Below are 13,200 nucleotides of genomic sequence, written 5' to 3'. Positions count from 1 at the left end.
CGCACCGGACACCGGCCGGCAGCGCGGAGCCGGTGACGGATGACGTTCGGATGTCCGTACGGTCGCCACGGACGTGACAAGGCATCGAGGGAGCAGGGCGGATGTGCGGCATCGTTGGAATTCTCGGCCGGGGCCCCGTGGCGCCCGCGCTCGTCGATGCACTGAAGCGGCTGGAATATCGCGGTTACGATTCGGCCGGGGTCGCCACGGTGGAGCCGGGCGGCATCGAGCGCCGGCGGGCGGAAGGCAAACTACGCAACCTCGAGGCGCGGCTCGCCAGTTCGCCGCTCGCCGGGCACAGCGGTATCGGTCATACCCGCTGGGCGACGCACGGTGCGCCGACCGAACGCAACGCGCACCCGCACGTCGTCGGGCGCGTCTGCGTCGTGCACAACGGCATCATCGAGAATTTCCGCCCGCTGAAGGAGGAATTGATCGCGGGCGGCGCCGAGTTCACGACCGAGACCGATACCGAGGTGGTCGCCCATCTCATCGCTCGCGAGCTCGACCGGGGTGCCAGTCCGCGCGAAGCGGTCGCGCGCAGTCTCGCCCGCCTCGAGGGAGCCTTTGCGCTCGGCGTGATCTTCGCGGGCGAGGACGATCTGCTCATCGGCGCGCGTCAGGGACCGCCGCTCGCGATCGGGCACGGCGACGAGGAAATGTACCTCGGCTCGGATGCCATCGCGCTCGCGCCGTTCACCGATTCGATCAGCTATCTCGAGGACGGCGACTGGGTGATCGTCACCCGCGCCGGAGCGACGATCCTGGACTCTTCAGGAAACGAGGTGCACCGCCCGGTGGTGCGTTCGCAGGCCTCGGCCCTCCTTGTCGACAAGGGCAATCACCGCCACTTCATGCACAAGGAGATCCACGAGCAGCCGGAGGTGATCGGGCACACGCTCGCGAACTATCTCGATCTCGCCAATGGCGCGGTGCGGATTCCCGAGATCGGTATCGATCTGGCGGCGGTGCCCCGCATTTCCATCTCGGCCTGCGGCACGGCCTATTACGCCGGGCTCGTCGGCAAGTACTGGATCGAGCGCCTCGCGCGCGTGCCGGTCGAAATCGATGTCGCCTCCGAGTTCCGCTACCGCGAGGCGCCGCTGGTCGAGGGGGGGCTCGCGCTTTTCATTTCGCAGTCGGGTGAGACCGCCGACACACTGGCGACGCTGCGCTATTGCAAGGCGGGGGGCCAGCGGATCGCCTCGGTCGTGAACGTGCGGGAATCGACGATCGCGCGCGAGTCGCACGTCATCCTGCCGACGCTGGCGGGGCCGGAGATCGGCGTTGCCTCGACCAAGGCGTTCACCTGCCAGCTGAGCGTGCTGGCGAGCTTTGCGTTGGGCCTCGCGCGGGCGCGGGGCACCCTTTCGCGCGAGCACGAGCGCGAGTTGATCGATGCCCTGGCCGGCGTGCCACGCATCATCTCGGAGCTGCTGCGGGGCGAGCGCCAGTTCGAGCGGTTGGCCCACGACCTCTCGCGGGCACGAGACGTGCTCTATCTCGGGCGGGGCACCGGGTTTCCGCTGGCGATGGAGGGCGCGCTCAAGCTCAAGGAGATTTCCTACATCCACGCCGAAGGTTATCCGGCAGGAGAACTCAAGCACGGGCCGATCGCGCTCATCGATGAAAACGTGCCCGTCGTCGTCGTCGCGCCGAAGGACGAACTCTTCGACAAGACCGTCTCGAACATGCAGGAGGTAGCGGCGCGTGGCGGCCAGATCATCCTGATCACCGACGCCGATCCTGCCGAGATCGGTTGTCGGACGCTCGCCACCATCCAGGTGCCGAAATGCCATCCGATGGTGACGCCCCTCGTCTATGCGGTGCCGGTGCAGCTTCTCGCCTACCACACGGCCGTGCTCATGGGCACGGACGTCGATCAGCCGCGCAATCTGGCGAAGTCCGTCACGGTCGAATGATTGAACATGGACGGCGAAGTACCTGTTCGAGGCGGGATCGACTGCTTTCTCACGGTTCGTGAACGGTGCATATCCAAGGTGTAAGTCCGTCGCTCATTTGCCTCAAAGCAATGGTTGTCGTAGCTTCAACCAAGCCTTTGGCAGGCAAGTGATTCGGGTTTACGCAAGATGAATGTGGCAACGCGGCTTCGGCTCGCCGCTCTGGCGGGGGCTCTGGTGGTGGCGACAGCGACCACCGGGCTGACCGTGACGCTCGCGCGCGCCGAGAGCCCGTTGCTCGTCGAAGCGCGCAAGTCTTACCAGGCTGGGCGCCACGAACAGGCGGCCAAGGCGGCGACCGACGCGCTGGCGGCAGGGTTAGCACCGGCCGAAACTGCACGCGCCTACTATCTGCGTGCGCTTGCCCTCAGCGCCAGCGACAAGCACGCCCAGGCGATCGCCGATTTTACCAGCGCCATCTGGCTCGGCCAGCTGACGCCCGAGGAAAGGGCCGACGCGGAATCGCGGCGTGCGGCCGCCTACGGGGCGGTCGGAGTCGGTGCCTCTCGTTCGCCGACGACGACTGCGGGCGCCACCAGTGCTCCTGCCCCGGCCCGCAGTTCGTCGGCGAGCAATGGTGGTACGGCGCCGGCGACGGTGGCCGCTGTTGCCTCGCCGTCGGCTGGTTCCGTTGCAGAAAGCCGGCAGGCGGGGGCTCCGGGCACGGGCGGTGTCGCGGCGCCAGGAGCTGCGAGCGTTGCGGCAACGGCCGCTTCTGGTGGCGGATGGTCGCTCGATTCCCCACAAGCTGCGCCGTCGGCTGCCCGGCCCGCCAGGACGGCGGCGGTTCGGCCGGCGTCCGCTGGGGCGGGATCGGCGCTCGATGAGCGCGGCTGGGCGAGTTCCACTGCGTCGCGTTTCCCGGCGTCCGGTTCGGCGGCTTCCGCCCCGTCCGCCGCCGCAGCTTCGTCCGTGCCACTGATCGCTGCGGCCCCGGCCCCCGGCGCATCTCCGAGTGCTACGGCTGTCGCTCAGGCGCGAACCGGCGCGGCTGCACAAGTTCCTGCAGCACCGGTGGTCGGGACGGCTGGACCGGTCGTGTCGCAAGGGGCTCCGGTCGCGGGCGCGAGTACCGCTCCGAGCGGTGCCGAAGTGGCCACCGCCCAGCGACCGGCCTCGACGACCACCGCGAGCGGTGGTTGGAGCACGACGCCCGCCGCATCCAATGGCGGCCTCGGTTCGTTCTTGAGCGATGGCCTCGCGGCGTTGTTCGGTGGCGGCCAGGCGGCTTCCGGACCGTCGCAGCAGAGCGCGTCGGCGGCGGGTGCAGGGACCGATGTCTCCGCAGGAGCGGCGAGCGGCGCATTCAGCCGTGACGATGCCGGGCCTCTCGATCTCCGTGGGCGCAGGGTGCGCACCGCGAGCGCCGGTGACAGCGGCCGTCCGCCGGCGACGGCTTGGCAGGTCGATCTCGATCAGGGCACCACGGCGCCTTCGGTTGCCGCGCCATCCGCCGCCGCGGCCCCTGCGACGGCCCGTGGCGCGGCGCGGCCGGCAGCGCCGGCGGCTCCGACCGCTTTCGAGACCATGGTGCTCGCGGCCCTCGCGCCGGAAGACGGGAATTCTTCCGCAGCGTCGGGCACGCCGAGCGCTTCCCCGTTCGGTGCGCGTGGCGAAACGGGTATCATCGGCACGGTGCAACCCGGGCCGCAACGCACGCGCCGGCCGGCGGTGGTTTCGAATCCTTCCGGCACGGCGACGCCGACCGTTCCGCTGGCGCCGAGCATTTTCAGTGCCGGTTCGGGTGCCCCGGCAGCGACGCCCACCGTGGTGGGCGCGGCACCGGGCTCGCGTCCGGCGGGCACCGGATCGACCTGGACAGCACAGACCGTTTCCGCGCCAGCGTCGGGCGGCGCATCGGTTCCGTCGTCGCAAGGACCCGCGACAGCACCTGCAACACCGGCGGAGCCGCGCGCACCGCAGGCGACAGCACCGCAGGGCACTGTACTCGCCATGCTCACCAACCTCTTCACTCCCTCATCGGCAGCGCCGACGGCAGGCGCGCCGGCCTCGGGATCGCCAGCCCCGGCCCGCGGCCGTGCCTCGCCCTGGGGCGAAGAGCGTGAGGGCGGGTCTATGCTTTCGGCGCCATCGGCCGCTTCGAACGGCCAGCGCAGGAACGCCAGCTCGAGCGATGGCGCATGGTCCGGCTCGGTGGCCACCGTCGCCCCCCCGGCTGGCGAACCGGTGGCAGCCGTCAGCCCCGCACGGCCAGCGGTCGTCGCGCCTCCGCCACCGACGCAATACGCTTCGCTCGCGCCGGCGGGTGCGCCCACGCGGCAACGCGTGCCGACTGCCCAAGCCAAGCCCGCCCCGAGGAGCGGGGCCTTCAGTCTCCAGGTCGCGGCGCTGCGCAGCGAGAGCGAGGCACGCGAACTCGCCGCGAGGCTGATGGTGAAGCACCAGGAGGTCATCGGCAGCTACGAGGCGAGTATCGAGGAAACGCTGCTCGGCAACATGGGTACGTTCTTCCGGGTACGGGTCGGACCTTTCGCGAGCGAACAGGAATCTCTTTCCGTTTGTCAGAAGCTGCGCCGTTCACAAATCGACTGCTTCTTGGTGCGATGATCCAGGGTGTGGCTTACGGGCCTGCTTCAGGGTGGTGGTGCGGGCCGACTTGCTTGCGCGCGCCGTCCTGCTAGCTTGGCCGCGCGGGTGCCGTTGGCCGAGGCCATGCGCGTGCCCGAGAGGCAGGATCGACCACGCCGAAGTTGCCGGTCGGATCGGTCCTGACGAAACATCCGCGGCGGAACTGGCGAGCCAATGCGCGTCGTGGTGCGGGAAGGCTGATGTCGACTTGGAAGCGTAGCAGTTCCGGCGGGGCGCGGAACAAGGCGAAGGCCGAGGCGGATGCGAGGCGCAAGGCCGAGGCCGAACGCGGTGGCGTGCGGATGGGTGCTCGGCTGCGGAATTGGTTCCTCACCGGGCTCGTCATCGTCGGACCGGTCACCATCACGCTCTACATCGTCTGGTGGTTCATCAACGTCGTCGATGCCTGGGTGAAGCCGCTCATTCCGACGCGCTATCTGCCGGACACCTATCTGCCGTTCGCGGTGCCGGGCGCGGGTCTCATCTTCGCGGCCGTGGCCCTGATGATGATCGGTGCGCTGGCGGCGAACCTGCTCGGTCGCACGGTGATCAGTTATGGCGAGAGCATGCTGGCGCGCATGCCGGTCGTGCGCAGCGTCTATGCCGGTCTCAAACAGATCTTCGAGACGGTTCTTTCGCAGTCGAACCAGAGCTTCCAGCAGGTTGGTTTGATCGAATACCCGCGCCGCGGGCTCTATTGCATCGTCTTCATATCGACCGACACCACAGGTGAAATCGCCGAAAAGTGGGAGGGGCCGACGCCGCTCGTCAGTGTGTTCCTTCCGACGACGCCCAACCCGACCTCGGGATTCCTGCTGTTCGTGCCACGCGAGGACATCGTCGTGCTCGACATGAGCGTCGAGGAGGGGGCCAAGATGGTGATCTCGGCGGGCCTCGTCGTTCCCGAGTTCCCGCGACCGTCGGATGGCGGAGGCGAGGGCGGGCAGGAGGATGGAGCGCTCGGAACGACACCCGAGGGCGAGACCGGCCCGACCTCGCGGAGCGACAATCCGATGGTAGCGAAACTGCGTGGTCCGCGCGGTGGCGGGGAGCAGGCCGCTCCGGCCGGGGGCGTCAAGCCTGCGGCTGCGGGCCCGTCGTCCGGCGGTCCGCACGGCGCTGCCGGCGCTCTGCCGACCCTCTCGCGCGAGGAGGCGGGGCGCTTGACCGGGGTCGATCCGGTCACCGGGCGTCCCTATCCCGCCAGCCGTTAGGGGCCGGCGTTCACGACCACCCGAGCGCCCTTACGGTCCTGCTCGCTCAACCGCGCTCGTCGGTCTGCAGGCGTCGCTCGAGCCAGCGCACACCGGCCGAGACGATGAGGATCAGCACCAGGTATTCCAGAACCAGAACGGTGTAGATTTCCAGCGGACGGTATTCCGTCACGACCAGTTCATTGGCTTTGCGGGTCAGTTCGGGCATCCCGATGACCGAGACCAGCGAACTCATTTTCAGCATGTAGACCAGCTGGTTGCCGAGCGCCGGCAGGATCCGCCGGATTGCCTGAGGCAGGATCACGAAGCGCATGGTGTCGGCATAGCCGAGGTTGATCGAGTGCGCGGCCTCGTACTGGCCCTTGGCGATCGATTGGATGCCGGCGCGGAAAATCTCGGCCTCGAAGGCGCTGTCGGAGAGCGCGAGAGCGATGACGCCCGCCCAGAACACGCTGATCGCCAGCCCGGTGAGCGGCGGCAGACCGTAATAGACCCAGAGGATCAAAACGAGGATCGGCACCGCGCGCACCAGTTCGACGTAGCCACGCGAGAGGCCGCGGAGCCAGCGGTTGCGCGAAAGGCCCGGCAGCGCCACCAGCAGGCCGAGCACCACCGAGATCGAGATCGCCGTCAGCGAGAGCAGGATGGTGTACTGCAGGCCACTGAGCATGAACTTGAGGTTGACCATGCCCCCCTTCGTCGTCGGGTCGACGACGTACCAGCCCCAGCTTCCCGAGCAGCCGGCGAGCGGCAGCAGGAGCGCGAGGGTGGCGGCAAGGGCGAGGGCGCGGCGCGGCATGATGGGCCTTCTCAGTGCTTCAGGATGCGTTCGAGGAAGGCGCGGCAGCGCTCGCTGCGCGGAGCCGTAAAGAAGGTTTCGGGCGGGGCCCGCTCGACGATCTCGCCGTGGTCCATGAACACCATGGTGTCGGCGACGCGGCGGGCGAAGCCCATCTCGTGGGTGACGCAGAGCATGGTCATGCCGCTCGCCGCCAGTTCGACCATGACGTCGAGCACTTCGTTGATCATCTCGGGATCGAGGGCCGAGGTCGGTTCGTCGAACAGCAGGATTTTCGGCTCCATGCACAGTGCGCGGGCGATCGCGACGCGCTGCTGCTGGCCGCCCGAGAGTTGGCGCGGATATTTCTCCGCCTGCTCGGGAATGTGCACCCGCTCGAGATAGCGCGCCGCGAGCGCCCGGGCCGCCTCGCGTGACATGCCGCGCGCGCGCACCGGCCCGAGCGTCAGGTTCTCCATCACGGTGAGATGGGGAAAGAGGTTGAACTGCTGGAAGACCATGCCGACGTCGGCGCGCACCTTCTTGAGGCTGGTGCGTGAGCCGTCCAACGAGACGCCGTTCACTCGGATGGTGCCGGTCTGGTGCTCCTCGAGGCCGTTGATGCAGCGCGCGAGCGTCGACTTGCCGGAACCGGAGGGCCCGCAAACGACCACGCGCTCACCGCCCTGGATACTCAGGGAGACTCCCTTGAGGGCCTCGAAGTCGCCGAAGCGCTTGGTGACCTTGTCGATCTCGATGACCGGCGCCGCAGCCGCCCCCATGCCCTCGCCCCTTGCCGGTGCCGCTTCTTGTGCCCGCGAACTTAACGACCGGCGCGGGGGCGATGCAATCGGATTATCCCATTGCACGGGTGCCAGGATTGCTCGATCATGCCGCGGTCAATTCGAGGGAGGTCGACATGAAATTCCTGAAGGCGGCGGTCGCCGCGATCGCGATGCTGGCGACGGCCGGGGCGGCACAGGCCGATTCCGTGCTCCAGCAGATTCTCAGTAGCGGCAAGCTTCTCGTCGGCACCACGGGCGACTGGAACCCGATGACGATGAAGGATCCGGCCACCAACAGCTATACCGGCTTCGACATCGACGTGATGACCGCGCTCGCCACCGACCTCGGGGTCGAGGTGGAATTCGTCGCGACCGACTGGAAGACGCTGGTCAACGGCGTCACCGCCGGCAAGTACCACATCACCGGCTCGGCATCGATCTCGCCGGCCCGTGCCAAGGCCGCCGGCTATTCGATGAGCTATTTCGCGCTCGCAACGGTGCCGCTCGTGCGCGTCGAGAGCGGCGATCGCTTCCAGGACTGGGCCGACCTCGACAAGCCCGAGGTGACCGTTGCCGCGACCCTCGGGACGACGCAGGAAAAGCAGGTCATGCAGTTCTTCCCGAACGCCCAGAAGAAAATCGTCGAGGCTCCGGCCCGCGATTTTCAGGAGGTTCTGTCCGGACGGGCCGATGCGCACATCACCTCGAACATCGAGGCTCTCAAACTGGTCGCCCAATATCCGGCGCTCAAGATCGTGCCGGTCGCGGCGCCACGCGCACGCACGCCGGTGGCCATGCTGATGCCGCAGGGCGACCAAGTCTGGATCAACTACGTCAACACCTGGATCACGCTGAAGAAAGAGGCTGGTCTCTTCGACGAACTGGCCAAGAAGTGGAAGCTGACCGAGTAGGTCGGCGCGCATCGCGGGGGAGGCTTTCGACGTGCTGCAGATGTATGCCATCGCCGAGAGCCTCTACTGCGCCAAACTGCGCATCGTGATGCGGCACAAGGGCTTGCAGTGGAGCGAACTCGAGCCGCCCGGTGGCTACGGGTCGCCGGAATACAAAGCGCTGGTGCCGGCGGGCAACCTGCCGGCGTTGCGGGACGGGGACCTGCTCATCGCCGATAGCGAGGCGATCGCGGAGTATCTCGAGGAGACCTTTCCCGAGCCCGCCATGCTGCCCGCTAGCCCGGCGGCGCGCGCCATGGTGCGGGCCCGCTCGCGCCATCACGACACGCGCCTCGAGCCGGCCGTCCGCAGGCTGTTTCCCCATGTCGGCAAGCGGCCGGTCGACCGCGAGGCGATTTCCTCCATCGCGGCCGATATCCAGACCCGTGTCGACCAGCTCGGCGACGTGCTGCGGCATGCGCCGCCTGGACCGGGGCTGGCACTCGGCGACTGCGGCTATCCGATCACCGCGGCATGGGTGAACGGGCTGGCGTCGGTGATGGGCTTTGCCGTTGTCTGGCCCGAGACCGTCACATCGTACCTCGCGCATCTGGCGCGTCAGCCGGCGGTCGCCGAGGAGATGGCGAGCTACGGGCCGGTGCTCGCGGCCTGGATCGCGCGAAAGACGGGCTGAGGCCTTCGGCGCCGTCGGCCGGTGTTCACAAAAGTATCACGTGAAGCTGCTAGCGGGCGCGCATCTCGATTGCGTATGGTTCGCCGTTGCCGGTTCGCGGGGCCGGGGTCATCGGCGCCAGTTCGGAGGCAGGCCGGCGATGAGTGACCGTGTCTTCAACGTCCTCTTTCTCTGCACCGGGAATTCGGCGCGCTCGGTCATCGCCGAGGCGATCCTCAACCGCGTGGGATCGGGGCGTTTCCGGACCTTTTCGGCAGGCTCGCAGCCGAAGGGGCAGGTTCACCCATACACGCTCGATCTCCTGCGCCGGGCGAACCACGATGTTTCTGCGCTGCGCTCGAAGAGCTGGGAGGAGTTCTCCGGCCCCGGTGCGCCCGAACTCGATTTCGTCTTCACTGTCTGCGACAGCGCCGCGAGCGAGACCTGTCCGGTCTGGCCCGGTCAGCCGATGACCGCCCATTGGGGGGTGCCGGATCCGGCCGCCGCCACCGGCACCGAGGCCGAAGTTCGGTTCGCCTTCTCGGACACCTACCGGATGATGATGAACCGCATCTCGATCTTCACGAACCTGCCGCTGGCGAGCCTCGACAAGCTCACCCTGCAGAAGCGGCTTGAGGAGATCGGTCGCGCGCAGGCATAGGCGGCGGCGCCCGCTGGCGTGGCGGTTCCAAGTGTTGGTGGCCGGCAATGAGGCCCGCGTTGCATGGCCCTCGCTCAGGCGGCCGGCTCAACCATTGCGCGTCTGATCTCCATCAACACCCGGCCCGCCCAATTCTGGCCCGCGCCATCGGGACCGGTGCCCCAGAACGGCTCGGAGGGCGAATCTTCGATCAACTCGGCATCGCCCGTCGCAAGGAGCAGTGCGCCTAGGTCCGGGTTCTGCGTGAATTTGGCGAAATCGGCGCGCCGCATGACGTCCAGCTTGATGTCGTGCCAGTCGGGGCGCGGCAATGTGTCGTGCGCCTTGAACCAGGAATCCTTGGAGATGCGTCGCGGGGCTCCAGGCGGCGCTGCAAGACGCTTTGCCCGACCCGGCGTGGCGGCGCCGAGAATGGCGGCCCGGTAGTCCGGGGCGGGCGATTTTTGTGCCTGATAGTAGTGCTCGACGGTCGGCCAGACGGCTCCGTCGAGTTCGATCGGGCTCGGATGGAAGTGCGAGAGGAAGCGGAATATCTCGCGGTCGCGGCCGAAGTAGAGGATCCTGTTGTCCTCTGGGATTGCGATCGGCATGGCATGCCTCCCGGTGCTGTCCCTCATGGCTGGTGTCTCGAACATCTAAGCGAAGACGACACAACTTCACGCGCCCGCTCGCGGCTCGGCCCCACGGCGCGCGCCATTCAGCCGGCGCGAAAGAGGCGGATCGCCTCGTCACACTCGAAGAGGTAGAGGAGGGTGCGCAGGGCGCGGCCCCGTTCGCTTTCGAGTTTCGGGTCACGCGCGAGGATCAGCCGTGCGTCGTCCCGTGCCATGGAAAGCAATTCCTCGAAGTTGGCGGTGCGGGCGACACGGAACTCCGGCGTGCCGGACTGGCGGGTGCCGAGCACCTCGCCCCCGCCGCGAAGCCTCAAGTCCTCTTCGGCGATGACGAAACCGTCCTCCGTTTCGCACATCGTCTTCAGGCGCAGTTTGGCGTTCTCGGAGAGCGGCTGGGCATAGAGCAGCGTGCAGAACGATTGGCGGTCGCCACGCCCGACACGCCCGCGCAGCTGGTGCAACTGGGCGAGGCCGAAGCGTTCGGCGTGCTCGATCACCATGATGGTGGCATTGGGCACATTGACGCCGACCTCGACCACGGTCGTCGAGACGAGGACCTGGGTCTGGTTGCCGGCGAAGGCGGCCATGGCCGCGTCCTTGGCGCTCGCAGCCATCTGGCCGTGCACGAGGCCGACCCGGTCGCCGAAGTGCTGGCGAAGATGGGCGTGGCGCTCCTCGGCGGAGGCGAGTTCACTCGCATCGCTGCCCTCGACGAGGGGGCAGACCCAGTAGACCTGTGCCCCCTCGGCGAGCGCGCGCCCGAGCCCGGCGATCACCTCCTCGAGCCGCTCGATCGGCACCGCCACGGTCTTGACCGGCTTGCGGCCTGCGGGCTTTTCCGTCAGCCGCGAAACATCGAGATCGCCGTAATGCGTCATCAAGAGGGTGCGCGGGATGGGCGTTGCGGTCATGACGAGGGCATCGGCGCCATAGCCGCCACCCTTCGATTGCAGCGCGAGGCGCTGGTGCACGCCGAAGCGGTGCTGCTCGTCGATGACGGCGAGGGCGAGGTCGCGAAAGACGACGTCGGGCTGAAAGAGCGCGTGCGTGCCGATGAGTATGTCGATCTCGCCGCTCTCGAGGCGGGCGAGCAGTTCGCGTCTCGGCTTGCCCTTCTCGCGCCCGGTTAGGAGCCCGAGCGTCAGCCCGGACGCCTCGGCGAGGGGGGCGATCGTTTCGGCATGCTGGCGCGCGAGGACTTCGGTCGGCGCCATCAGCGCGGCCTGGGCGCCGGCCTCGATCACCGTCGCCATGGCGAGCAGCGCCACCACCGTCTTGCCGGAGCCGACGTCGCCCTGGATGAGGCGCAGCATGCGGCGCGGCGCACCGATGTCGTCGTAGATTTCGGCGAGTGCCTGACGCTGGGAGCCGGTCAGCCGGAACGGCAGCGCCGCCTCGATCCGCCCGCGCAAGCGCCCATCGCCCGAGATCGCCCGCCCGCGCTGGGCCCGCAGGCTCTCGCGCACGACGGCGAGCGCGAGCTGGTTGGCGAGCAGTTCGTCGAAGGCGAGCCGTTGCCAGTTGGGGCCGACGTTCGAGATGTCACCGACCTCTCGGGGAACGTGAATGCGGTGCAGCGCCTCTGCGAAGGAAGGCCAGCCCTCGCGCTCGCGCAGCCCCTGTTCCAGCCATTCCGCGATTGCCGGCAAGCGCGTCAGCGCCTGGCCGATCGCGCGCGCGACGGAGCGACCGACGAGGCCGGCCGTCAACGGATAGACCGGTTCCAGCAACGGCAGGCTCGCGGCATTCTCCGGGGCGACCGCATAGTCCGGGTGCGGCATCTGCAACTTGTCGCCATAGGCCTCGATGCGCCCGGAGACGATGCGCTCGCTGCCGACGGGCAGCAGCCGCTCGACGTAGGTGCGGTCGGCCCGAAAGAAGACGAGATCGAGGCGCCCGCTGTCGTCCTCGCATTGCACACGGTAGGGCGCGCGAGAATTGCGTGGCGGCGCCTGGTGCTTGAGAACGCGCAGGCGCAGCGTCGCGATGGCCCCCGGTACCGCGCTGGCGACGGCCGGCTGCGCGCGCCGGTCGACGAGCCCGGTCGGCAGATGCCAGAAGAGGTCGACGACGCGGGCCTGCTCGACCCCCGGCGGCAATGCGAGGGCGCGCTTCAGCAGCCCCGCGATCTTCGGGCCGACACCTTCGAGCGACTGCACGGAGGCAAAGAGGGGATCGAGGGCTTCGGGTCGCATCGTTCGCCTGACGTCTGATGGCACCGGCCGCCGGACCGGGGCTGCATGTGCGGCCGGTTGCCGGGCGGGCCGCGTGCGATGCCTATACCACGGCGGCGCCCGCGGGAACCGGGCGGGCGCGGGGCGCTGGGGGAGGGCGACCTTTCGCCGGAATGGCGGTTGGGCTAGAATGAGGGGCCGGACCTGCCGACGCGACCGGCGCTCCGATCGCGACCGGCACGGCCATTCGGTTGTTTGCGGGCCGAATGGGCCGAGGCGAGGCCGCGCCACTGATCGGCGTGATCGGCTGGCCCCATTGCAGGCCAAGCACCGCAAGAACCGCAGGACCTGCCGGCGGGGCGACGAGCCCATCGTGCTCCGAGCCGACAATGCCGCGAGCAGACATTGCCGCGAGCCCGCGAACGGGCGATCCCGCAGAGGGCGCGAGCGCAGCGGCACATCTTGGGGCTGTCACCGGACGGGCCTGCGCTCAACTCAAGGGAGAGCGACATGCACGCCACCGAAATCCTCGAGCATGCACGCAAGCTGTTCGACGTCAGGGGCAACAAAGCCATTGCGGACGCGGCCCAAAAGGCGGTCGAACTCCAGCGCAATGGCCGCCCGGATGCGGCGAAGGACTGGCGCCGGATCGAGGCCGCGCTCCGACAGATGCAAGGGCCGCACGAGAGCTGAGGGTGGGGGGGCGAGGCCGTGGCGTGGGGAAGGGCGCGGGTACGAACCGGGTAGTTCCCTGACAGCATAGACCGGGAGCATTCCTGACAGGTCAACTTGCTCGAATCACCAGGAGATTCGAGCGATGCCCTTCAAGGAGAGCTGTCGGGTGGAAGAGCGTATCGCGTT

At 68.3% G+C, this 13,200-nt stretch carries 11 protein-coding genes; 7 read left to right on the top strand and 4 right to left on the bottom strand.

The window, feature by feature from the left end; translation table 11 throughout:
* The first annotated feature begins 101 nt into the window (after positions 1 to 101).
* The 3 genes from glmS (at position 102) to GC150_15495 (ending at position 5,764) form a co-directional block, all read left to right on the top strand.
* Complete coding sequence (gene glmS / locus GC150_15505; protein ID MBI1386312.1) at positions 102 to 1,922, top strand: glutamine--fructose-6-phosphate transaminase (isomerizing); 1,821 nt, start codon at positions 102 to 104, stop codon at positions 1,920 to 1,922.
* A gap of 168 nt (positions 1,923 to 2,090) precedes the next feature.
* Entirely contained in the window at positions 2,091 to 4,529 is a 2,439-nt protein-coding gene (locus tag GC150_15500) for a hypothetical protein (GenBank protein MBI1386311.1), read from the top strand.
* A gap of 323 nt (positions 4,530 to 4,852) precedes the next feature.
* The gene (locus tag GC150_15495; GenBank protein ID MBI1386310.1) at positions 4,853 to 5,764 is read left to right on the top strand and encodes a DUF502 domain-containing protein; all 912 of its coding nucleotides are present in this window, start codon (positions 4,853 to 4,855) and stop codon (positions 5,762 to 5,764) included.
* 46 nt (positions 5,765 to 5,810) lie between these two features.
* On the opposite strand, the gene GC150_15490 is transcribed toward GC150_15495, so the two are convergent.
* Entirely contained in the window at positions 5,811 to 6,563 is a 753-nt protein-coding gene (locus tag GC150_15490; protein MBI1386309.1) for an ABC transporter permease subunit, read from the bottom strand.
* Positions 6,564 to 6,574: 11 nt separating this feature from the next.
* Positions 6,575 to 7,324, bottom strand: a complete 750-nt coding sequence (locus GC150_15485; protein ID MBI1386308.1) for an ATP-binding cassette domain-containing protein — start codon at positions 7,322 to 7,324, stop codon at positions 6,575 to 6,577.
* A gap of 137 nt (positions 7,325 to 7,461) precedes the next feature.
* On the opposite strand from GC150_15485, the gene GC150_15480 reads away from it, so the two are divergent.
* The 3 genes from GC150_15480 (at position 7,462) to GC150_15470 (ending at position 9,551) form a co-directional block, all read left to right on the top strand.
* Positions 7,462 to 8,238: a transporter substrate-binding domain-containing protein gene (locus GC150_15480; protein MBI1386307.1), complete on the top strand. Its 777-nt coding sequence runs from the start codon at positions 7,462 to 7,464 to the stop codon at positions 8,236 to 8,238.
* A gap of 31 nt (positions 8,239 to 8,269) precedes the next feature.
* Positions 8,270 to 8,911: a glutathione S-transferase gene (locus tag GC150_15475; protein MBI1386306.1), complete on the top strand. Its 642-nt coding sequence runs from the start codon at positions 8,270 to 8,272 to the stop codon at positions 8,909 to 8,911.
* 139 nt (positions 8,912 to 9,050) lie between these two features.
* Positions 9,051 to 9,551 carry an arsenate reductase ArsC gene (locus GC150_15470; protein MBI1386305.1) on the top strand — a complete coding sequence of 167 codons (501 nt, stop codon included), beginning with the start codon at positions 9,051 to 9,053 and terminating at the stop codon, positions 9,549 to 9,551.
* A gap of 74 nt (positions 9,552 to 9,625) precedes the next feature.
* On the opposite strand, the gene GC150_15465 is transcribed toward GC150_15470, so the two are convergent.
* Together GC150_15465 and recG are read right to left on the bottom strand one after the other, a co-directional pair.
* On the bottom strand, positions 9,626 to 10,141 hold the full coding sequence (locus GC150_15465; protein ID MBI1386304.1) for a DUF1768 domain-containing protein: 516 nt from the start codon (positions 10,139 to 10,141) through the stop codon (positions 9,626 to 9,628).
* Between the two features lie 107 nt (positions 10,142 to 10,248).
* Complete coding sequence (gene recG / locus GC150_15460; protein MBI1386303.1) at positions 10,249 to 12,360, bottom strand: ATP-dependent DNA helicase RecG; 2,112 nt, start codon at positions 12,358 to 12,360, stop codon at positions 10,249 to 10,251.
* A 489-nt stretch (positions 12,361 to 12,849) separates the two neighbouring features.
* Between recG and GC150_15455 the strand changes: the two genes are divergently transcribed.
* Positions 12,850 to 13,032, top strand: a complete 183-nt coding sequence (locus tag GC150_15455; GenBank protein MBI1386302.1) for a hypothetical protein — start codon at positions 12,850 to 12,852, stop codon at positions 13,030 to 13,032.
* Positions 13,033 to 13,200: the final 168 nt, after the last annotated feature.

Source organism: Hyphomicrobiales bacterium (genome assembly GCA_016125495.1).
Lineage (GTDB): Bacteria > Pseudomonadota > Alphaproteobacteria > Rhizobiales > RI-29 > RI-29.
Note: the sequence above shows the minus strand (reverse complement) of the source record. Positions and strands in the feature narration are given on the sequence as shown.